Source organism: Ligilactobacillus murinus (assembly GCF_003288115.1).
Classification (GTDB): domain Bacteria; phylum Bacillota; class Bacilli; order Lactobacillales; family Lactobacillaceae; genus Ligilactobacillus; species Ligilactobacillus murinus.
In genome coordinates this window covers 546,137-568,415 of sequence record NZ_CP023565.1, presented here as the reverse complement: position 1 = coordinate 568,415, position 22,279 = coordinate 546,137, and the positions used below count along the sequence as shown (strand labels likewise).

The window sequence follows — 22,279 nt, the reverse complement described above, 5'->3', positions numbered from 1 at the left end:
GATTATTTATCGTCAGGATCGACTTCTTTAAAGTCGCCATCTACTGTGTTATCATCAGCAGCGTTGGTTTCGCTAGCGGATGCACCATCAGCTTGAGCTTGGCCTTGAGCTTGTTGTGCTTGTTGGTAAAGTTTGACTGACATGTCTTGGATGATCTTTGTCAAATCATCTTTCTTAGCTTTCATGTCTTCGACGTTATTTTCTTCTTGCGCTTTCTTCAATGCATCACGTGCATCTTCAGCTTTCTTCACTTCGTCATCAGACACTTTGCCTTTGATCTCTTCTAACGTCTTATCCGTTTGGAAGAGCAATTGATCTACTTCGTTGCGTAGATCAACTTCTTCTTTACGCTTCTTGTCAGCTTCTTCGTTTTCCTTAGCTTCCTTGACCATACGATCGATCTCTTCATCGGATAGACCAGATGAACTCTTGATCGTGATCTTTTGTTCTTTATTAGTTCCAAGATCTTTAGCAGATACATTTACGATACCGTTCTTGTCGATATCAAATGTAACTTGGATCTGAGGAACACCACGTGGAGCTGCTGGAATATCTGTTAATTGGAAACGACCTAAAGTCTTGTTATCAGCTGCCATTGGACGTTCACCTTGTAAAACGTGAATATCAACAGCTGGTTGGTTATCAGCAGCAGTTGAGAAGACTTGTGACTTAGATGTTGGGATCGTTGTATTGCGATCGATCAATTTTGTAAAGACGCCACCCATTGTTTCGATACCAAGTGACAATGGAGTAACATCAAGTAAAACAACGTCTTTAACATCACCAGTGATGACCCCACCTTGGATCGCTGCCCCTAAAGCAACAGCTTCATCAGGGTTAACAGATTCATTTGGAGTATGACCAGTTTCAGCTTTAACAGCTTCTTTAACTGCAGGGATACGGGTTGAACCACCAACTAAGATAACTTCATCGATGTCAGCGTTGGTCAAACCAGCATCTTGTAAAGCATTACGTACAGGGATCTTAGTTCTTTCGATCAAGTCATGTGTCAATTCATTGAACTTAGCACGTGTTAAAGTTGTTTCTAAGTGCAATGGACCAGCTTCACCTGCTGTGATAAATGGTAAGGAGATCTGTGCAGAAGTTACACCAGAAAGATCTTTTTTAGCCTTTTCAGCAGCATCTTTAAGACGTTGCATTGCCATCTTATCAGTTGAAAGATCAATACCATGTTCTTTCTTGAATTCTGCTACTAACCAATCGATGATCTTGTTATCAAAATCATCCCCACCAAGGTTTGTATCACCGTTTGTAGAAAGTACTTGGAAGACACCATCGCCAAGTTCAAGAATGGAAACGTCAAATGTACCACCACCAAGGTCAAAGACTAAAACTTTTTCATCTTTGTCTTGTTTGTCCAAACCATAAGCTAAAGCAGCTGCTGTTGGTTCGTTGACGATACGTTCAACTTTCAAACCAGCGATCTTACCAGCATCTTTAGTAGCTTGACGTTGTGAGTCATTGAAGTAAGCTGGAACTGTGATAACAGCTTGAGTAACTTCTTCACCTAAGTAGCTTTCAGCATATTCTTTGATGTATTGCAAGATCATTGCTGAAATTTCTTGTGGTGTGTATTCTTTACCTTCGATATCTACAGTATAACCAGCTTCACCCATGTGACGCTTGATCGAGCTGATCGTATTTGGGTTAGTGATCGCTTGACGTTTAGCTACTTCACCAACTTGAGTTTCACCATTTTTAAATGAAACAACAGATGGAGTTGTCCGGTTACCTTCTGGATTTGTAATAATTTTTGCTTCTTTACCTTCAAGAACAGCAACTGCTGAGTTAGTTGTCCCAAGGTCAATACCAATGATTTTTGACATTAAAAATTCACCCTTTTACAAAATTATTGTGCGACAACGACCATTGCTGGACGTAAGACGCGATCTTTTAACATATAGCCTTCTTGTAAGACTTGGACGATCGTTTCAGGCGTTTGTCCTTCTTCGACCGGTACTGACTTGACCGCTTGATGTTTCGTCGGATCAAATTCTTCACCCAACGAAGCGATCTTTGTCACATCATTACTTTGTAAGGCCTTGTCGAGATCTCTTGCAACGATCTCGATCCCTTGCTTGAGTTGTTTTGAACCAGCATCTTCAACTTCTGTTTGCAAGGCACGTGTTAAATTATCGACAACTGGTAAAATATCACGTGCTAGATCTTGACCTTCATAACGAAGAAGTTGCTCTTGTTCTTTTTTGAAACGCTTAGTCATGTTCGCCATTTCCGCTTCTGAACGGTAATAGCGATCTTCTAATTCATCATATTTTTTTTGCAGTTCAGCTAACTGATCAGTCAAAGCTGTGACTTCATCAACAGCTTCTTCTTTCTTTGGATCATCCACTGAATCATTTTTTACTTCAGTTTCATCCGGTGCTGTTTGCTCTGCTGCAGCATTCTTGATCTCTTCTTCTGCCACATCAACACCCCTTTTCCTATAAAATCAATTTAAAATTTTTGATAATAGTCATTTATTCTCTTAGTCAGTTCATCGCGGAAAACCGTGATCAGACCGATCATTTTTGAATATGGCATATTTGTCGGACCTAGGATCGCGATCGTTCCCTGTCCATGGTTACCATCATCAAAAGTAGCAGAGATCAAGCTGTAATTTTGTAGCAAAATGCTTGGTAGTTCATCACCCAACTTAATGGAGATCCCATCTTTAGTTGAGTCCACCAAACTGCCGATCCCTTGCGTTTGATCAACTAGAGAATATAGCGACTTTATCTGTTCAAGTGAGGCATCTTTGGAAAAATCCAAAAGATTCATCTTCCCCCCTACATAAACCTGTTCCTTAGCTGCACGGCTCAAGATATTACCAAAAACATCGATGAAACCAGCCGGTTGATGTAAATAACGATTCAAAAGGGGCAAACATTCATTAAGCCTGACGATCACCTGTCTTAGTGGCAGACCAACGACTTTATCATTGATCAGACGGATAACAGCTTCGAGTTCACTGCCACTTATCCCACTTGGCATCGTAAAAGTCTGACTCTCAACGGTACCGTCACTTGTTACTAAAATCACCATTACCTGTTGATTGCCAAGCTCTACAAGTCTAAAACCTTCTAAGCGTAGATCCTTAGCTTCAGGTTTGAGCGAAATAGCAGTATAACTTGTCAAATCGGATAAGATCTTAGCTGAAGTCGCTAGGATCTCATCGATCTTCTGAAATTCATTTCCAAAAGAGTTGCGAATATCATACAAAGCATTACGATCAAGTTTGCTAGGTTTCATCAAATTATCGACATAATATCGATACCCCTTAAGTGAAGGGATCCGCCCTGAACTTGAATGCTCCTTTGCAATATATCCTTGCTGTTCGAGAACCGCCATCTCATTACGAATGGTCGCTGAACTCACATGGACCGGTAATTGTTGTTGTAAAGTCTTCGATCCGATCGGCTGCCCCGCTTCTGTATAATTGCGGATCACAGCCTCAAGGATCAATAACTGTCGCTCAGTCAACACTACGATCACCTCTTTTAGCACTTAACACTCTGGAGTGCTAAGTCAATTATTAATATACACAACTCTTAGCAATCTGTCAAGCAGAGTGCTAATTTTCATTTTGAACATTAAGTAACGCTTCAGAATGCTGTTTATCAGCCTCTAATTGCGCGATCAATTCAGCGATACTATTAAATTTCACCATTGGACGCAAATAATTTTTCCAATAGACCGTTACTTTTTTGCCATAGACCATCGCAGAAAAATCAAAGAGGTTTACTTCTAACGTCTTAGCTAGGTCATCACCAAAAGTTTCATTATAGCCGATCGAAGCCATCCCGTGGTATCGTTTACCATCCAATCCTACTTCAACGGCATAGACCCCTACTGCTGGCAATTGTTTGGCAGGGCTCGTTTCAATATTCAACGTTGGAAAACCTATCTGTCGGCCACGCTCAAAGCCATGCACCACTTTCCCAGTCGTTTGGTACACATAACCTAAATAGTGGTCTGCAAGTTCAACTTTGCCATTTGCTAGAGCTTCTCTGATCCCAGTTGAACCAACTTTTTCATCTTCTTTTAGTAGCTCGACAGTCTGGATCTCAAATCTATTTTTAGCATATTTAGGCAGATTTTTCATATTAGCGACTGTATGAGGCCCATATGTGTAATCGCTACCGGCAGTAATACCTATTGCATTTAAACCAACGACATATTTATCGATAAATTCCTGAGGCTTTAAATAAGCAAGCTTTTCGTCAAATTTGACCACATAGGCAATATCTGCTCCAAATGTTTCAAACAATGCTAATTTTTCGGCGATCGTCGTCAAATATTGGATCTTTTGTGGGTCACGCTGCTGAAAAATAGCACTAGGATGCCGATCAAAAGTCATCACAGCTAGCTTGACACCCATTTTTTGGGCTTGCTGTTTAGCTGCCTTGATCACCGCTTGATGTCCGCGATGGACTCCATCAAAAAAACCTAGGGCTAAGACGATCTGTTCGGGATAGATCTCACTTTTAGCATATGGTTCAGCTAATTCAATAACTTTCATCTCTGTTACCTTCTTTAAGCTAGATCAAGCATTTGTTCTGAACGAAAAACGTCTTTTTTATCATCATAATAATAAAGTGCCCGTGCTTTATCGCCATACATCAACAAGATCTTTGTCGTCTTATCTTTAAAAATATTGGCTGGTAAAAAGCCACCATTTTTAACCTTTTGCCACTGTTGTTCAGTTAGGATAACTTTCGGATAGCTTTGAAAAGCATATTCAAGTGGATAAAGGTAAGTTTCTAGTTCTTCTGGAGTAGCATTAATCAGCTGTTCAAGAGTCACACTCTTCTTTAGATCAAAGCCCCCACTTTGCAAACGTGTCAGATCTGACATTACAGCTGGGACACCCAAAATTTCGCCTAGATCTAACGCCAAAGTCCGAACATAAGTCCCTTTACCACAACCGACTTCAAAATAAAGCGTCTGTTGTTTTTTAACTGCATCATATGTGCTTGGCTTAGTCTGCTTAAAATAATCGACTGTGATCATTCTTTTAGGACGTTCAACACTTTGCCCGGCACGTGCGTATTCATAGAGCCGTTTACCATTGACCTTGACTGCCGAATACATCGGCGGGATCTGAATTATCTCACCGGTCAGCTGAGCCATTGCTTGGTCGATCTGTTCTTGACTAAAAGGACGTTCGATAGCTTTTTTGGCAACAACTGCACCATCCAGATCTTCAGTTTCTGTTGCAAAACCTAAAATGATCTCGCCTTTATAAACTTTTCCCGATGCCATCAAATAATTGACTGCTTTAGTTGCTCTACCGACACAGATCGGTAAAACACCATCAACATTGGGATCAAGTGTGCCACTATGTCCAACTTTACGTGTTTTAAAAATTTTCCGGCATTTAAAAACTGCATCGTGGCTCGTCATACCACGATCTTTATTCAAAGGAAGGATCCCGTCCATTTTTTACCTCTCTTTTCTAAAAAAAGAAGCTAGAAAATTTTTCCAGCTTCTTTTTATCTACACATAATTTTTAAATCATGATCGATCAATAAGGATTACTTTCTTGCTGGTGTAGCTTACTTAAAAGCTCATCGATATGATCACCGTAACGTACTGATTCATCCCGTTCAAATTTAATTTCAGGCGTTACATAAATACGCAAGCGTTGACCCAATTCACGTCTGATCAAACCTGTTGCTTTATCTAAACCGATCTGTGTTTTCTCAGCATCAGAAGCCAAATTAGATAATGTACTGTAATAGATCGTTGCATGTTGCAAGTCACCTGTCACTTCTACGCCCGTGATCGTCACGCCTTGTACTCGAGGATCACGCACACGCTTAGTCAAAATATCATTGACTTCCCTTTGGATCTCTTGTGATAACCGACCCACACGATAATGTTGTGCCATTCAAATTCCTCCTCAAATCAAATATTAGTCTTGTGGAACTTCTTCCATTACGTAAGCTTCGATACGATCGCCTACTTTGATGTCGTTGTATTTTTCGATCATCAGACCACATTCGTAACCTTGTTTTACTTGTTTAACGTCATCTTTGAAACGCTTAAGCGAAGCAAGCTTACCTTCATAGATCACGATACCATCACGGATAACGCGGACTCCACTATCACGTTGGATATGACCATCTGTGACATAGCCCCCACCGATCGTACCTAACTTAGATACTTTATAAGTTTCACGAATTTCAACTTCACCGATGACTTTTTCTTCAAAGACTGGTTCTAGCATACCCTTCATCGCAGTTTCAACTTCATCGATCGCCTTATAGATAACGTTGTGTAAACGAATGTCGACCTTATCACTTTCAGCTTGGAGCTTAGCTTGTGGAGTCGGACGTACGTTGAAACCGATGATGATAGCATTTGAAGCTTCAGCTAAAGTAACGTCAGATTCATTGATCGCACCGACCGCTTGGTGAATAATATTTACTCGAACACCTTCAACATCGATCTTCTTAAAGCTTTGTGCTAAAGCTTCAGCTGAACCTTGCACATCGGCTTTGATGATCAGATCAACTTCTTTTAGATCCCCTTCTTTCAAGGTATCAAACAAGTTATCTAAGGTCACATGCGTTGTTTGGTTACGTTCTTTGATCAAGGCACGTTTAGCACGTTCTTCACCAGCTGCCCGCGCTGTCTTTTCGTCATCAAATGTAATGAAACGATCACCAGAATCGGGAACATCGTTTAGACCAGTGATCTCAACTGGAGTCGCTGGAGTTGCTTTCTTGATCGAACGCCCACGAGCATCAGTCATTGTCCGCACACGACCAAAGGTGTTACCCACAACGATCGGATCACCAACATGTAATGTGCCGTGTTGCACAAGTAATGAGGCAACAGAACCCTTACCTTTATCTAGCCGAGCTTCGATAACTGAACCTGCACCATGTTGTTTAGCGTTGGCTTTCAATTCGAGCATTTCAGCTTCAAGTAAGATCATATCGAGCAATTCTTCTAAGTTCTTATTGAATTTAGCTGAGATCTCAACAAAGATCGTATCGCCACCCCAGCTTTCAGGGATCAATTCATACTCTGATAATTGTTCCATGACGTGATTTGGATTAGCACCTGGTTTATCGATCTTATTGACCGCAACGATGATCGGTACATTAGCAGCCTTAGCGTGGTTGATAGCTTCGATCGTTTGTGGCATCACACCATCATCAGCAGCAACGACTAAGACAGTGATATCCGTGATATCCGCCCCGCGAGCCCGCATGTTAGTGAAGGCAGCGTGTCCTGGTGTGTCTAAGAATGTGATCGTTTTACCTGAATGACGCACTTGGTAAGCACCGATATGTTGTGTGATACCACCAGCTTCGCCAGCTGTAACATTGGTATGACGTAATTTATCCAATAACGTTGTCTTACCATGGTCAACGTGACCCATGATCGTTACAACTGGTGGGCGTGAAGTCAAATTATCTTGATTATTTTGTTCTTCTTCAAAGAATTTATCGATATCAGCTACATCAACTTCGATCTTTTCTTCTGCCTTGATCCCGTAATCAGCTGCCAAGATCTCGATCGTATCTTTATCAAGGGATTGGTTTTGGTTGACCATAACACCCATCATAAATAACTTCTTGATGATCTCAGCTGGTTCACGGTGGATCTTTTTAGCAATATCTGCCACGTTCATGCCGACCGTATAGACCAAAACTTCTGGCAATGGCTTGTTTTTACGTGGTGGAACTGCTGGTTTATTGTTCTTTTGATTGAACTTCTTATTTTTATTTTTCTTGTTCTTTTTATTGAACTTATGATTGTTATTATTCCCGCCAAAGCGATTATTTGAAAACTTGTTTTTCTTTTGGGCGTTGTTTTGGCTATTGCCTTGGGAATTATTGCCACGATGTTTTGTATTATTCGCGTTATTATTGTTGTTGTTTTTTTCCATACGCTTCCCTGAATGCCTTTCATTATTTCTTTGTGCGGATGCTTGCTTTTGATGCTTAGAATGGTTATTATTCCGCGCATTTTGGGAGTTTTTGTTTACAGCAACATTTTGTTTTTTCTCGCTGTTTTCTTTTTTAGGAGTCGCCTGCTTTTGTGAACTAGCTTTAACTGGTTTAACAAATGAAGCTTTAACTTTAGCTTCAGCAGCTTGGTCTAAAGATGACATGTGGTTGCCAACTTTAAATCCATTTTTCTTTGCAACTTCAATTACTTCTTTGTTGCTAACGTTTAATTCCTTAGCCAGTTCATAAATCCTTTTTTTACTCATGACTTCACTCTCCTTATTTTCAAGAATACACACCTACTCGATCTCTGACCGAATAAGCTCTATACTCTCCGATCAAGAAAAAAGAAGCTGGCGTATCTTCTTCCCAAAACCAGGATCGGTAACTGCGATCAAGGAACGCTTTGCGCCGATCGCAGCACTTAACTCCTGTTTTGTAAATTCTGTTGTTAATGCTACATCATAGCTCTTACACTTATCAGTAAATTTCTTTTGGGTGCTTTGCCCACAATCGTTTGCCATCAGCACGACCTTAGCCTTTCCGGAACGAATCGCTGCTAAGACCAGATCTTGGCCTGTAGTCAACTTGCCAGCTTTCCGAGCTAATCCCAATAAGTTTAGAGCTTTTCGCTGTTCGATCTTATTTTCCATTGCCAAATAACTCTGCTCGTGCAACTTGGTGATCGACATAGGCCACTAATTCATCATAAAAAGCAGGTTCGATCTTAACACCAAAAACTTTATCAAAAGTCTTTTGTTCCCGAGCTTTCTTTGCGGTAGCCACATCTAAATGAATATATGCACCCCGGCCAGCTTTTTTACCAGTTGGGTCAAGACTCACTTCATTTTCTTTATTTTTCACGACGCGTACAAGTTCTTTTTTAGGTTTCATTTCACCAGTAACGATATCTTTGCGCATTGGGATCTTGCGTTGTGCCATGTTTGTGCCCCCTATTCTTCAGTCGTTTCAATTGAAACTTCTGCTTTCTCAGCTAGCTCAGCATCGGCTTCTAAAGCAGCCATATCGGATTCGGATTTGATATCGATCTTGTATCCGGTCAAATGCGCTGCTAAACGAGCATTTTGCCCACGCTTACCGATCGCAAGTGAAAGTTGATCATCTGGCACGATCACTGTGCAAACACGTTCATTTTCAGGATCAAAGCGAACTTCAACGATATTTGCTGGGTTCAAAGCATTTGAGATATATTTAGCTGGATCTTCACTCCATTCAATGATATCCATCTTTTCACCATTCAATTCATTGACGATCGCTTGAACACGTTCACCTCGTGGACCCACACAGGTTCCGATCGGATCAACGCCTTCTTCCGCCGAGTAAACTGCCACTTTAGCCCGATCACCAGCTTCACGTGCGATCGATTTGATCTCAACGGTACCGTCAAAAATTTCAGGCACTTCATTTTCAAATAGGCGTTTCAATAGATCTGGGTGGGAACGGCTAACGTAAACTTGTGGTCCTCGATTCTTACGCCGCTTCTTACCATCTTTATTTTCAACTTCTGGCTCATTATTGTTAGCCGATGGATCAACAACTTTGTAGATGTAAACTTTGATCCGATCATGTGATTTGTAAACTTCACCTGGTACTTGGTCTTTTTTAGATAAAACAGCTTCAACATTGCCTAAATTAACATAGATATAACGGCTATCGTGACGTTCAACTTCACCAGAGACGATCTCATTTTCATACTTGCTATATTGATCATAGATCATTTGGCGTTCTTCTTCCCGCACACGTTGCATGATCACTTGTTTAGCCGTTTGAGCTGCGATCCGTCCAAAATCACGTGGTGTCACTTCAAAGCGGATCGTATCACCAACTTCATAAGCCTTGTTGATCTCTAATGCATCTTCTAAGCTAACTTCCAAGCGTGAGTCAAAGACATTGTTGACAACTTCTTTGACGGAATAGACTTTGATGTCACCTTTACGCTTGTCAAATTCAACTTCTACGTTTTGGGCCTTATCATAGTTTCGCTTGTAAGCTGAAACTAAAGCCTGTTCCAACGCATCGATCACAATCTCTTTTTTGATTCCTTTTTCTGTTTCAAGCGCATCTAATGCGTCAAGTAATTCCTTACTCATGGTTTGATTCTCCTTGTAAAAATAATCTTTTAAAATTTAATTGCGAGCCGCGCTTTAGCAATTTGCTTGCGTGGGATCGTGATTGTTTTTTTACGGGTCTTATCCATATATTCGAGTGTCAACTCATCTTTGGATAATGCTGTCATTGTTCCTTCATATACTTTCTTACCATCGAGTTGTTGGTAAAGTGAAACATTGATATATGAGTTCAAAGCACGCTCATAATCTTTTTCTTTTTTCAATGGTCGTTCTGCCCCTGGCGAAGAAACTTCCAAATAATAAGCTTGTGGAATGGGATCTGGATCACAATTATCCAACTTTTCACTAAGTTGGTCACTAACAAGGGCACATTCTTCGATGTTGATGCCCCCTTCCTTGTCGATAAAGACACGCAAATACCAACTTTTTCCTTCTTTGACAAATTCGATATCAACTAATTCAAAGTGATGATCATCCAAGATCGGTGTAACTAGCTTCGTTACTGTTTCTACAACACTCACGCATTAGCCCCCTCTAAAATAACTTGTAACTCTATTGTAACGCATTTTTTATTCCAATAAAAAGAGTGAGCATCTCTGCTCACTCTCACGAGTTATCAAAATACATAAGTAATTATAACACTAAAGCCTTGAAATTTCAAGGTCATGACTGCTAGATTTATAGAACGCTAAAAAGCAGTCGTAATCTCACTTAAAACTACGACTACTTTTTAAACTATATTCTACAACTATCCAGCATTTTTCTTAATCGATCAAATTCATTTTGATCCATACACAACTGATCAGCTAACCACCGATCAGATAAATTCAAGTCGTGGATCCTATCAAAAATTTGACGAATGTTTTTTTTACCATAGCCTATTTGAGTCCAATTGTGCCTAATAGTACTTGCTAATCGTCCAGTACAAGGTTTGGGGATCACAACTACTGGTAAAAAACCTTTTTCACGCTCATAGATATCAGCATATTCAACGATCACTCGATAACGATAATAACCATCTACAATGATATAGATCTCTTCGTCCTTATCGTAATAACAAACTATTGGTAATGTATAGCCGTCATTTTTGACACTTTCATGTAGTAATTTCATTTCTAAGGGAGCAAAGTCATTTTGTCGATAACTGCTTGGCCTTATCTGACTTACATGGATCGCCTTAGTTCCATAAACTGGACTAGTACATCTTTTCATCCGATCATCTACCTACCTTTCAATAGAAACTAAGAAAGGTCGCAAGTTTTTATTTTGCGACCTCTGAAGCTAGCTAATCAGCTAGTTTTCCTTACGTTTTTTGAAAGCGGTCAATCCAAATATACTTGTAACAGCCAGTAAGAATAAGCCTAGGATCCCTGCTTTAGTTTCAGTCTTGTCTCCTAATTGTGCCAATTCTTGTTTTTGTTTTGTATTAGTTTGAATGCTTTCTGAAGATCCTGTAGGTGTAGTTTTTTCACTTACTCCATCTTTAGTTACTTCGGTGACGTGAACGGTAACTAAAACTTCATCTGTTGAACCATCTGGATAAGTTACTACAACTATTCCTTGCTTATCTCCAGAAGTAGAAACATCGATCTTCTCTTTCCAAGAATACTTTGTTCCCTCAGGAAGATCACCTTTATTTTTGATACCTTGACTTGAATCAGGAAGTTTTCCTTGTTCTACAGTGATATCATTGCCTTCTGGATCATTTTCATCGGCATCAGATCTAACATGGATGTTCACTGTAACATCCTCACTTGAACCGTCTGGGTAAGTTACAGTGATCGTTCCTACTTTATCCCCTGGAGTTGTTGTATCAGGCTCAATTTTCCATGAATATTCGGTGTCATTAGGAAGTTCATCTTTGTTTTTGATACCCTCTGCTGCTGGTGGCAATTTTCCCTTAGACGTTTCAATATCATTAGGTAACGGGGCATATTTGTCTGCATCGGTTTGTGTTGCTTGATACTGAGCTGTATATGTCCCTGCTGCAGTGATCGTCGTTGGTAAGGCTGGACTCCATGCATCTGCACCAGACTTTTGTTCAAAGCCTTTGTTTGCCGTTACTTGTGGTAACGTCAGATCGCCCAACGCTGTTCCTTGTTTTACATCAAAGACTGTTGAACTACCTGCCGCAAAACTTCCGTTTGTCCCTGCTTCAAATACTACTCTGACATAGCCTTGGGGCGTTGGTTGACTTGGGTCTTTTGTTTGGTCGATCACTTTATCTAACACTGTCACGGTTACCGTTGTCGTATCTTTTGTCCCATCCGGATAAGTTACGATCACTGGAATATGATAATCACCAGCTTTAGTTCCATCTGGTAATTTTGATACATAATTTGGTGCTACTTCGACCACCGGTTGATCAGCACTGCCAGCTGGATAATCTGTCGTTACTTTTGCTACGACTTCATCTGTTTTTGTTGCCTCGCCATAACCTTTTTCTAACGTTCCGCCAGTTGCCGTATATTTGTCTGCATCGGTTTGTGTTGCTTGATACTGAGCTGTATATGTCCCTGCCGCTGTGATAGTCGTTGGTAAGGCTGGACTCCACGCATCTGTACCGGCCTTTTGTTCAAAGCCTTTGTTTGCCGTTACTTGTGGTAACGTCAGATCGCCCAACGCTGTTCCTTGTTTTACATCAAAGACCGTTGAACTACCTGCCGCAAAACTTCCGTTTGTCCCTGCTTCAAATACTACTCTGACATAGCCTTGGGGCGTTGGTTGACTTGGGTCTTTTGTTTGGTCGATCACTTTGTCTAATACTGTCACGGTTACCGTTGTCGTATCTTTTGTCCCATCCGGATAAGTTACGATCACTGGAATATGATAATCACCAGCTTTAGTTCCATCTGGTAATTTTGATACATAATTTGGTGCTACTTCGACCACCGGTTGATCAGCACTGCCAGCTGGATAATCTGTCGTTACTTTTGCTACGACTTCATCTGTTTTTGTTGCCTCGCCATAACCTTTTTCTAACGTTCCGCCAGTTGCCGTATATTTGTCTGCATCGGTTTGTGTTGCTTGATACTGAGCTGTATATGTCCCTGCCGCTGTGATAGTCGTTGGTAAGGCTGGACTCCACGCATCTGTACCGGCCTTTTGTTCAAAGCCTTTGTTTGCCGTTACTTGTGGTAACGTCAGATCGCCCAACGCTGTTCCTTGTTTTACATCAAAGACCGTTGAACTACCTGCCGCAAAACTTCCGTTTGTCCCTGCTTCAAATACTACTCTGACATAGCCTTGGGGCGTTGGTTGACTTGGGTCTTTTGTTTGGTCGATCACTTTGTCTAATACTGTCACGGTTACCGTTGTCGTATCTTTTGTCCCATCCGGATAAGTTACGATCACTGGAATATGATAATCACCAGCTTTAGTTCCATCTGGTAATTTTGATACATAATTTGGTGCTACTTCGACCACCGGTTGATCAGCACTGCCAGCTGGATAATCTGTCGTTACTTTTGCTACGACTTCATCTGCTTTTGTTGCCTCGCCATAACCTTTTTCTAACGTTCCGCCAGTTGCCGTATATTTGTCTGCATCGGTTGGCATTTTTGCTAAGAAACTATCAGCATCAACAGTAACTCCATTAACCACTAATTCGACGTCATAGATCGTATCAGCAGTCATATCCATTGGTACAGTAAATTCTGCAGCTTTTTTAGCATCGGCTAAACTGGCAACTTCCGTGCGGCTTATCTCCTTGCCACCTGCTTGCCAAACGATCTCAGTTACTTGACCTAGACTAAAGACCGCATTAACATCTGCTACTGCAGTTTCACCTGGAAGTGCTGTTTTAGAGGTCGTATCAAAATTAGTAATATCAATTTGATAATTTTCCAAATTAGGAACTAACGCAAAATGAGAATTGTAAACTTGCTGACCAACAACAAATGGATTAGAATGCGTATACTCACGTGGATTACCATATGCTGGCACTGGATAATTACTATAGGCAGTTTGAACTTCCCCTTTTGGATTAAGGACAAATTGATATAACCCATCTGTGTCTATATCATCGGTAAAGTGCGCTGTATACTTTCCATCGATCACAGGTGCAATAACAACTTCTTGAATATACTCTGGATGTGCTTCTAAGATCGCTAACTGCTCCTTTACTTTATCATTTGCATTATCTGCATCTTGCGTACTTTTAAGAGCAGCGACCCCTTCAGCAGTCAATGCAGCAGTGACCACTCTAAAACCGTTTTTTGCTTCGTCTGCTGTTTGATCAACAAAATTCTCCCCTGTCGATGTTGGGAAAGTGGTCCCGTTTTTAGAAGTTTCCCACCAAACAGACCCAGAAACCCGATTAGTATCTTGAGTAACTACCCCAGGATTACTATCTGGACCAGCATCGTCATAGCGCCAATTTTTGGGATCACCAACTAATTTATTTAGCGTATCAGTAGTTGGTAATTCAGCAACATAAATACTCGCCCGTTGTAAATTAGCACCTGCTAAATAAAAAGCACCAGCTGTTGTTGGAGTTGAAAAACCTGGAGTATTTCCAACAACTGGACGGAATGTTACTAATTCATTTCCATCAGCAGATACTTGCCCTGGAGCGAGCCAAATCTTTAGTCGTTGACTTGAGGTCGGAATAAAGGTGAATTTATGTTCAACACCGTTGGCATCTGTAAATGTCGGTAGATCAAAAGCATAAGTTCCATCCCCCCCGCCATTTGAAGATGCACCAGCTAAATTATGGGTTTTGGTAGAATAAACTGGACTTATCGCACCATCAGTATCGATCCATTGTAAATAGACGGTATAATCATTGAGCTTGGTTGCGCCACCTGTTCCTGGAGTATACCCTACAGCTGAAGTTGGAGCTAATTCGACCCAACCACTAACTACTTGACTTGCGTTCGTTAGTTGCCCCCCAGTTGTTACCTTTCCCGATTCGATCGCATCGATATCGATCGGTTTATTATCAGCTACATTAGTTGAAGTTGAAGTTGGAGCGGTAGCAGCTGGAGTAGTATTTGTTGTATCACTTGCTAAAACAATATTTGGTGCATCAGCTGATCTTGTTGTCACACTAGTAGCTGCTGTATCATTGTTATTTTCGTCTACTTTATCAACAGATCCAGCTGTTTTAGGTTGAATATCGTTTACTGTATTTTCTGCTGAATTTGTTGTTTCAGCACTATTGGTCACTTGGTCAGTGCTAGCTTTACTATCTGATGCCTCAGATGTAACTGAAGTATCTTCTTTAGTGACTTTATTTTCAGTAGTTGATGCGTTTTCTGAAATATCATCTACATTTTTGGTTTCTTTATCAGCCACAGGACCTAACGTATTCACTTGATCTGTTGTAGCTACATTTTCAACTTGTACATTTTCATCAGCTAATACTGTTGCTTTTGAAAGAAAATTACTTGAAATGAAAAAGCCAGCTGCAACGCTTACAGATACCACACCAATACTCAAACGCTTTATAGACCATTTCCGATAATGATCACTTTGCTTTTCTTGAATAACTTTTAAATTATTTTTCCCTACCATTACTTACCATACCTTTCTAAAAAAATTAAAACACCAAGCTTCTTATAAAATTTCATATATCACGACCTTTGATTTTTATCTACAGAGGGGTAATTGTAGATTGATTTTATTTTAACACTAAATCAAGCTATATAATAGATATTTAATTATTAATTAAAAACAAAAATTTACTAAATTAACTTTTTGATCAACAAAAAACAATAGGGATTTTAACGTTCATTGCATCCCCACAAATAAAGAATTACTATTCGTTGTTTGGTCGTTTTTATCTCTGTAAAGGTCTTTTCACCTATGTAACGGCCACATCAACCACTCAAATACCATGCTCAAGTGGGTATAGCCAGAGGCCAAGACTTCGAAGAACAGATCGATAAACCCTTATAACACAAAAAGAGGCTGTGACATAAGTCTCTATCTTTAAAGAAGACCATTCGAATTTTTTGAAAATTTTGAAAAATTCGGATGGTCTTCTTTTTGTTTTTATTATTTGGTGATATTTTTGAACTACTAGTGGACATTTTCCACATGTTCAATGCCATTAACGCTATCCCCATTTGTCGATTTACCTTTTTCTTACTTCGTACGGTAAATCGAGTAAAACCCAAATAAGCCTTCAAATTACCGAAAATAGGTTCGATCTCATACTTTCTTCTACGATAGATCTTATTTTTTTCAGTATTTGAAAGGTTTGTTTTTACTTTCCCCTTGAAATATTCCCATTGTGGATTGATATAGATCTTTCTGACGTTTCCTTTTTTGGTCAATGCATTTGGATCTTCTTTACGATCTTCATCGAATTTTTCAGCTTCATATACTTTAAAATTTCGTTTATAACCATATGTATCATGGCGATATGCATAGCGTTTAAAGTTAAAACGAACATTCTTTGGATCTATATAGTAATCATCTTCAGCGTTATAATGCCAATTCATCACTTTGCGCTCATCTGATCTCCAACGTTTGGTTTCTTCCTTTAACATCGTATTATATGGAATAAGGTAATCAAACACTCCGAATTTATCTTCGATAAATTCATAGTTAGGTTCAGATCCATAACCAGCATCAGCAACTATCGGACCTTGAATAACATCTGCATCCATCTTTTCTAAAAATGGGATCAAAGTACGCATATCAGTTGGATTAGGTGCGAGGGTGTAGTCCAAAGCAAATTGATTATTAGCAGCGACTTGGAGATTATAGCCAGGTTTGGTTTGACCATTTTTCATTGGATCTTCTTTCATACGCATAAAAGTGGCGTCATTATCAGTTTTAGAATAGCTGTTTCGCTCGCCAACGATGGCAAACTGTTCAGCATATTTAGAGTTTTTCTGTTTGCGCTCGCGTGTTTGTTTTAAGTATTTCTTGGCCGTCCGTCGTTCCTGCTTCGCAGGATTAGGGGAGATCTTCTTAGTCTCTTCGACTTTTTCATTCAAATATTCAATTCGTTGTTCCAATCGGGCACATATCTCATCAAGTTGATCAACAGTCAGATCATCAGCAAAATCAATATTGACGATCGATTCTTTGATCTCTTTCAATAACTTTTTAGCTTTTTGTCGATTTAAATCATCATAGCGAATAGTATTTTTCTTCCAAACAAACGAGTATTTATTTGCGTTAGCAAGAATCTTAGTACCATCAATAAACACAGCCTCATCAATGAGCCCATTTTTTCGCAAATATTCTCTAAATTCAGAAAACGAACTTTTTAGCATCATCTCAATAGTATCAGAGACAACAAAGCGAGCAATAGTACGATAAGTAGGTTGGGCTTCCTGAGTCAACCACATGGCAACAACGTTTTCCCGAGCAAAACGTTCGATCTTTCGACAAGAAAAAATACCATAACTATATGCCAAAAGAACTAACTTGAGTAAGACCCGAGGTTCATATTCGAAAGGACGCCCAAAGGTATAAGAGTCATCAAAATCAATAGATTCGACTAAATGGTGTATGTAGTGTGCTTGATGATTTTTTTCAGGTTCATAGAAGGTCGCCATGTTCAAACTGAGTTGATTTATGTTATAATTACTGTGCATGGGTTTATCTCCTTTCTTTTTTGAAGGGGGTAGACTATAGGGCATCAGGGGGTTCTGATGTCCTTTTTTATTTATAGTATACAAAAACGGTCGTAAATGAACAATTTTTAAAGTCCATTTACGACCGTTTTTTGGAGACTTATGTCACAGCCTCTTGAATCATTTTTGCCCATTTGTTGCCCATTTGAAAATCAGGCATCTCTTTTATTAAATTGTTCTAATCTTCAAAAACGAAGCTTATTTAGAATAAATTTTCAAATAAACTCAATTGATTTTCATCTGGTAGATCATCTAAAACATGGTTTTCGGTCATAAAATCGATGATCGTCGCAGAAACTTTACCACGTTTAGCGAGATCTTCTTTAGATAAGAAATCTTGTTCCTCACGTGCCGCCACGATCTGTTTAGCAACGTTCAAGCCCAAACCTGGCACTGCCGTAAATGGCGCGATCAAAGTATTATCTTCGATCAACCAATCACTGGCATCTGATTTATTGAGATCGACCATTTTGAATTCAAAGCCACGTTCCAACATTTCGTTGGCTAATTCAAGTACGGTCAATAGATTTTTTTCCTTTGCCGTAGCCTCATTACCCTTGTCATTGATCTCTTTCATCGCAGCTTTGACTGACTCTTTACCATGAGCCATCGAAACTAGATCAAAATCATCAGCTCTGACTGAGAAATAAGCAGCATAGTATACTAATGGATAGTACACCTTGAAATAGGCGATCCGTAAAGCCATCAACACGTAGGCCGCTGCGTGAGCTTTCGGGAACATGTATTTGATTTTCAAGCAAGCCCCGATATACCATTCTGGTACTTCAGATTCACGCATCGCTGCTTGCCACTCATCTGGGATACCACGTCCCTTACGCACATATTCCATGATCTTAAAGGCTAAGTCAGACTCAACTCCCATATGGATCAAGTCCATCATGATATCGTCACGACATCCAATAACTTCTGGCATCGTAACGGTCCCATTTTGGATCAGTTCTTCTGCGTTACCTAACCACACATCAGTCCCGTGAGAAAGCCCAGAGATCTTGACTAATTCGGCAAACGTTTTGGGATGCGTTTCTTCTAACATACCACGAACAAAGCGTGTCCCAAATTCTGGGATCCCCAAAGTCCCCGTCTTAGACTGGATCTGCTCTGGAGTGACACCCAAAATATCAGTTCCTGAAAACAGCTTCATCACACCAGGATCATCGGTCGGGATCGTTTTTGGTTCGATCCCTGAGAGATCTTGCAACATTCTGATCATCGTCGGATCATCATGCCCTAAACAGTCGAGTTTCAAGATATTATCATGGATCGAGTGGAAATCAAAGTGCGTCGTTTTCCAAGCTGCCGTCAGATCGTCAGCTGGGTACTGGATCGGAGTAAAGTCATAGATATCAAGATAATCAGGTACGACCAAGATCCCAGCTGGGTGTTGTCCGGTCGTTCGCTTGACGCCTGTAGCCCCCTTAGCCAGTCGATCGACTTCCGCGCCCCGTAAATTCTGCTCAGTATCACGTTCGTAAGCCTTGACATAACCATATGCTGTTTTATCAGCCACGGTACCGATCGTGCCAGCCCGAAAAACATTGTTCTCGCCAAACAAGACCTTCGTATAGTTATGAGCTACCGGTTGATAGTCACCTGAGAAGTTCAGATCGATATCGGGAACTTTATTCCCCTTGAAACCAAGGAACGTTTCAAACGGGATCTCTTGGCCATCTTTGACCAATTCTGTTCCACATTCTGGACATTCTTTATCAGGTAAATCATAGCCAGAACCATACTCACCTTTTTCATAAAAATGCGACCACTTACACTTTGGACAGCGGTAATGTGGTGGCAATGGGTTGACCTCGGTGATACCGGTCAGCGTTGCGACCAAACTTGAGCCCACCGACCCCCGAGAACCTACTAAATAACCATCTTTATTGGATTTAGCCACCAGCTTTTGTGAGATCAAATAAATTACCGAAAATCCATTTCCAATAACAGATTTCAATTCTTTATCAACGCGTTTTTGTACGATATCTGGTAACGGATCGCCATACCATTCATGAGCTTTGTTCAATGTCAAATTCTTGATATCATCTTCAGCCCCGGGCATTTTAGGAGTATATAATTTATCCTTGACCGGCGTGATCTCATCACACATGTCGACGATCTTATTTGGATCAGTCACTACGACTTTTTGTGCCTTTTCTTCACCTAAAAAGGCAAAATCTTCCAACATTTCGTCAGTTGTTCGAAAATGTGCATCTGGTAGATCACGTAGCTTATTAAGCGGGTTAGCCCCGCCTTGTGAATGGATCAAGATCTTACGGTAGATCGCATCTTCTTTATTCATAAAGTGCACATCCCCCGTAGCCGCGATCGGGATCTTGAGCTCTTCAGCTAATTGCACCATATTAGCAATGATCTCTTCTAAATTTTTATTATTTTTGACTAACTCTTGTTCGATCAAAGGTGCATATAGTGCTTTAGGCTGAACTTCTAAATAATCATAATATTTTGCCTTTTCTTTAGCTTGTTCATAACCTTTTTGCATCATCGCAGTAAAAACTTCCCCATCAGCACACGCTGAACCAACGATCAAGCCTTCACGATATTTATCTAGGACCGAGCGTGGTACCCGTGGAATGCGGTAAAAATACTTGACCATTGACTCTGAAGCAACTTTAAAGAGATTTTTGAGCCCTTCTTGTGTTTTAGCCAAGATCACTGCATGAAACGGATGCTGATGTTTATAAGTATCATCATCATTTTGCGTATTAAATTGATCATGATATTCGATATTTAACTTCTCTTCAGCATCTTTTAGCATTGCATAATAGATGTAGCCCGTTGCTTCCGCATCATAGATCGCCCGGTGATGGTGTTCCAAGTTAACATTTAATTTCTTAGCTAAGGTATTCAAACGAAAACCTTTCATCTCTGGATACAATAAGCGTGCCATCGGCAATGTATCCAACCAAGGTTCACCGATCAAGGGCAGTCCATGCCGAGCATAACCAGTATTCATAAAGTCCACGTCAAAGGTCGCGTTATGCCCAACAATGATACTACCCTTACAGAATTCTTGGAACATCTCAAAGACTTCTTTTTCGGACTTTGAGCCTCGGACCATATCATCAGTGATCGACGTCAATTTGATCGTCGTTTGTGAAAGAGGATGTCCGGGATCGATAAATTGTTCAAAGCGCTCGATCACTTCGCCATCTTTCATCTTGACTGCCGCTAATTCGATGACCTTATCATAACGAGCCGATAACCCTGTCGTTTCCGTATCAAAAATTACATAAGTCGCATCTTTTAATTTCACGTGTTGTTCATTATAGGCGATCGGTTGCCCGTCATCAACAACATTAGCTTCGACCCCATATAAGATCTTGACATTATTCTTCAACCCTGCACTATGCGCTTCTGGGAAAGCTTGTAGCGTACTATGATCAGTGATCGCGATCGCTTTTTGGCCCCAAGTTGCTGCTTGCTTGACATAGTCGCTGATGCTGTTTGTCGCATCCATCATACTCATATTGGAATGCACATGCAATTCAGCCCGCTTATGGTCTTTTGGTGCGGTATCTTTGCGTCCTTCATGCGCTACTTCAACGATATCATAAGCATTCATCGCTAGATCGCGCATATAGGTATCTTCTTGAACGCTCCCACGAATTTTGACCCACTTACCTACAGCTAAAGCATCAAACATCGCTTCATCTTCTTCATTGCGCGAAAACTTCTTGATCACCATTGATGAAGAATAATCCGTGACCTTGATGATGAGCAATTTGCGCTCAGAGCGTAGAGTCCTAACTTCCTTATCGAAAATATAACCTTGAACGACCACTGAACGCTCTTCTTCCGTGATCGTTGCCATCTGTCTGATCTCAGCATCATCAGCGATCTTCTTGCCAAGTTGAACTGGTCCGTCAACAGTGACTGTTTCTTTGGCTTTTTGTTGTCGTTTTTCATTTTGTTTTTGGATCGCCTCAACAGCTTGTTGGGCCAATTGTGCATCAGATCTAGCTTTTTGTTCTTTGTATTCATCGATCTTAGCCTGAGACTTTGATTCATCGATCAGCGTATTGATCGTAAATTTAGGAAAGCCATACTGGTGATATGTCCGTTCGATCGGTCCTAAAGCTTGGGTCGTCAAAAAGTTTTTGATGATCTCATTTTCAGCTAACAACATGACACGGTTATCATCTAAATACGGTACCTTACCTTGACACAATTCTTGGATCAAAGGCGAATTGACCCCGCACGTTGAAACCACATAGGCCCAATAATCACCCAGATCACGAGCATTTAACGTTTTCTCTTGGACTTTCAAGTTCAAAGTCGTTTGAGCGATCGGTTCAAAAGCGTTGGCAAGGGCGTGGTTAAAGCGCAAAAATGTTGTAAAGGGCAACACTTGCTTTAGACTGATCACAAATTCCCAGCGTTTTGAAGCTGTATGAACTTCGACTTTATCGATCGTAGCTCCAATAAAGAGCTCTTGTTCTTCTGGTAAATGTTGCCACTTGATCTGTTCAAGTAAGCGCAAAAACAATTCCTGTTTATTTGGTTCCAAATTCTGACCCCTCTCTATCAGAAATAAAAGGACTGGTGAAGTCACTTTCGCCAGTCCAATTATCTA

The 22,279-nt window shown here is 40.4% G+C and carries 15 protein-coding genes; all 15 read right to left on the bottom strand.

The window, feature by feature from the left end:
* Positions 1 to 2: 2 nt before the first annotated feature.
* Positions 3 to 1,847: a molecular chaperone DnaK gene (gene dnaK / locus CPS94_RS02780; RefSeq protein WP_112195275.1), complete on the bottom strand. Its 1,845-nt coding sequence runs from the start codon at positions 1,845 to 1,847 to the stop codon at positions 3 to 5.
* A 23-nt stretch (positions 1,848 to 1,870) separates the two neighbouring features.
* The gene (gene grpE, locus CPS94_RS02775; protein WP_056960075.1) at positions 1,871 to 2,446 is read right to left on the bottom strand and encodes a nucleotide exchange factor GrpE; all 576 of its coding nucleotides are present in this window, start codon (positions 2,444 to 2,446) and stop codon (positions 1,871 to 1,873) included.
* A 29-nt stretch (positions 2,447 to 2,475) separates the two neighbouring features.
* Entirely contained in the window at positions 2,476 to 3,504 is a 1,029-nt protein-coding gene (gene hrcA / locus CPS94_RS02770; RefSeq protein WP_112195277.1) for a heat-inducible transcriptional repressor HrcA, read from the bottom strand.
* An 88-nt stretch (positions 3,505 to 3,592) separates the two neighbouring features.
* Positions 3,593 to 4,540, bottom strand: a complete 948-nt coding sequence (gene ribF / locus CPS94_RS02765) for a riboflavin biosynthesis protein RibF (protein ID WP_112195279.1) — start codon at positions 4,538 to 4,540, stop codon at positions 3,593 to 3,595.
* A 14-nt stretch (positions 4,541 to 4,554) separates the two neighbouring features.
* Positions 4,555 to 5,460 carry a tRNA pseudouridine(55) synthase TruB gene (gene truB, locus CPS94_RS02760; RefSeq protein WP_112195281.1) on the bottom strand — a complete coding sequence of 302 codons (906 nt, stop codon included), beginning with the start codon at positions 5,458 to 5,460 and terminating at the stop codon, positions 4,555 to 4,557.
* Positions 5,461 to 5,545: 85 nt separating this feature from the next.
* Positions 5,546 to 5,911 carry a 30S ribosome-binding factor RbfA gene (gene rbfA / locus CPS94_RS02755; RefSeq protein ID WP_004047989.1) on the bottom strand — a complete coding sequence of 122 codons (366 nt, stop codon included), beginning with the start codon at positions 5,909 to 5,911 and terminating at the stop codon, positions 5,546 to 5,548.
* A gap of 24 nt (positions 5,912 to 5,935) precedes the next feature.
* Positions 5,936 to 8,251, bottom strand: coding sequence for a translation initiation factor IF-2 (gene infB, locus CPS94_RS02750; RefSeq protein ID WP_112195283.1), 2,316 nt, complete (start codon positions 8,249 to 8,251; stop codon positions 5,936 to 5,938).
* A gap of 72 nt (positions 8,252 to 8,323) precedes the next feature.
* On the bottom strand, positions 8,324 to 8,638 hold the full coding sequence (locus tag CPS94_RS02745) for a L7Ae/L30e/S12e/Gadd45 family ribosomal protein (protein ID WP_004047992.1): 315 nt from the start codon (positions 8,636 to 8,638) through the stop codon (positions 8,324 to 8,326).
* The gene (gene rnpM, locus CPS94_RS02740) at positions 8,628 to 8,927 is read right to left on the bottom strand and encodes an RNase P modulator RnpM (RefSeq protein WP_010689155.1); all 300 of its coding nucleotides are present in this window, start codon (positions 8,925 to 8,927) and stop codon (positions 8,628 to 8,630) included. The genes CPS94_RS02745 and rnpM overlap by 11 nt, the downstream gene beginning before the upstream one ends.
* A gap of 11 nt (positions 8,928 to 8,938) precedes the next feature.
* Positions 8,939 to 10,096, bottom strand: a complete 1,158-nt coding sequence (gene nusA, locus CPS94_RS02735) for a transcription termination factor NusA (RefSeq protein WP_112195285.1) — start codon at positions 10,094 to 10,096, stop codon at positions 8,939 to 8,941.
* Positions 10,097 to 10,125: 29 nt separating this feature from the next.
* The gene (rimP, locus tag CPS94_RS02730; RefSeq protein ID WP_004047998.1) at positions 10,126 to 10,596 is read right to left on the bottom strand and encodes a ribosome maturation factor RimP; all 471 of its coding nucleotides are present in this window, start codon (positions 10,594 to 10,596) and stop codon (positions 10,126 to 10,128) included.
* A 214-nt stretch (positions 10,597 to 10,810) separates the two neighbouring features.
* On the bottom strand, positions 10,811 to 11,287 hold the full coding sequence (locus CPS94_RS02725) for a ParB N-terminal domain-containing protein (RefSeq protein WP_112195287.1): 477 nt from the start codon (positions 11,285 to 11,287) through the stop codon (positions 10,811 to 10,813).
* Between the two features lie 81 nt (positions 11,288 to 11,368).
* Positions 11,369 to 15,592: a Rib/alpha-like domain-containing protein gene (locus CPS94_RS02720; protein WP_112286363.1), complete on the bottom strand. Its 4,224-nt coding sequence runs from the start codon at positions 15,590 to 15,592 to the stop codon at positions 11,369 to 11,371.
* 326 nt (positions 15,593 to 15,918) lie between these two features.
* A complete protein-coding gene (locus CPS94_RS02715) occupies positions 15,919 to 17,631 on the bottom strand; it encodes an IS1182 family transposase (protein ID WP_112195291.1) in 1,713 nt (570 codons plus the stop codon).
* A gap of 241 nt (positions 17,632 to 17,872) precedes the next feature.
* Complete coding sequence (locus tag CPS94_RS02710) at positions 17,873 to 22,213, bottom strand: PolC-type DNA polymerase III (RefSeq protein ID WP_112195293.1); 4,341 nt, start codon at positions 22,211 to 22,213, stop codon at positions 17,873 to 17,875.
* Positions 22,214 to 22,279: the final 66 nt, after the last annotated feature.

What these genes read in the sequence shown, in the direction of transcription:
- CPS94_RS02720 (WP_112286363.1), bottom strand. Translation starts at nt 15,592, where the DNA reads ATGGTAGGGAAAAATAATTTAAAAGTTATTCAAGAAAAGCAAAGTGAT.
- rnpM (WP_010689155.1), bottom strand. Translation starts at nt 8,927, where the DNA reads ATGGCACAACGCAAGATCCCAATGCGCAAAGATATCGTTACTGGTGAA.
- rbfA (WP_004047989.1), bottom strand. Translation starts at nt 5,911, where the DNA reads ATGGCACAACATTATCGTGTGGGTCGGTTATCACAAGAGATCCAAAGG.
- CPS94_RS02745 (WP_004047992.1), bottom strand. Translation starts at nt 8,638, where the DNA reads ATGGAAAATAAGATCGAACAGCGAAAAGCTCTAAACTTATTGGGATTA.
- ribF (WP_112195279.1), bottom strand. Translation starts at nt 4,540, where the DNA reads ATGAAAGTTATTGAATTAGCTGAACCATATGCTAAAAGTGAGATCTAT.
- CPS94_RS02725 (WP_112195287.1), bottom strand. Translation starts at nt 11,287, where the DNA reads ATGAAAAGATGTACTAGTCCAGTTTATGGAACTAAGGCGATCCATGTA.
- truB (WP_112195281.1), bottom strand. Translation starts at nt 5,460, where the DNA reads ATGGACGGGATCCTTCCTTTGAATAAAGATCGTGGTATGACGAGCCAC.
- infB (WP_112195283.1), bottom strand. Translation starts at nt 8,251, where the DNA reads ATGAGTAAAAAAAGGATTTATGAACTGGCTAAGGAATTAAACGTTAGC.
- CPS94_RS02715 (WP_112195291.1), bottom strand. Translation starts at nt 17,631, where the DNA reads ATGCACAGTAATTATAACATAAATCAACTCAGTTTGAACATGGCGACC.
- dnaK (WP_112195275.1), bottom strand. Translation starts at nt 1,847, where the DNA reads ATGTCAAAAATCATTGGTATTGACCTTGGGACAACTAACTCAGCAGTT.
- nusA (WP_112195285.1), bottom strand. Translation starts at nt 10,096, where the DNA reads ATGAGTAAGGAATTACTTGACGCATTAGATGCGCTTGAAACAGAAAAA.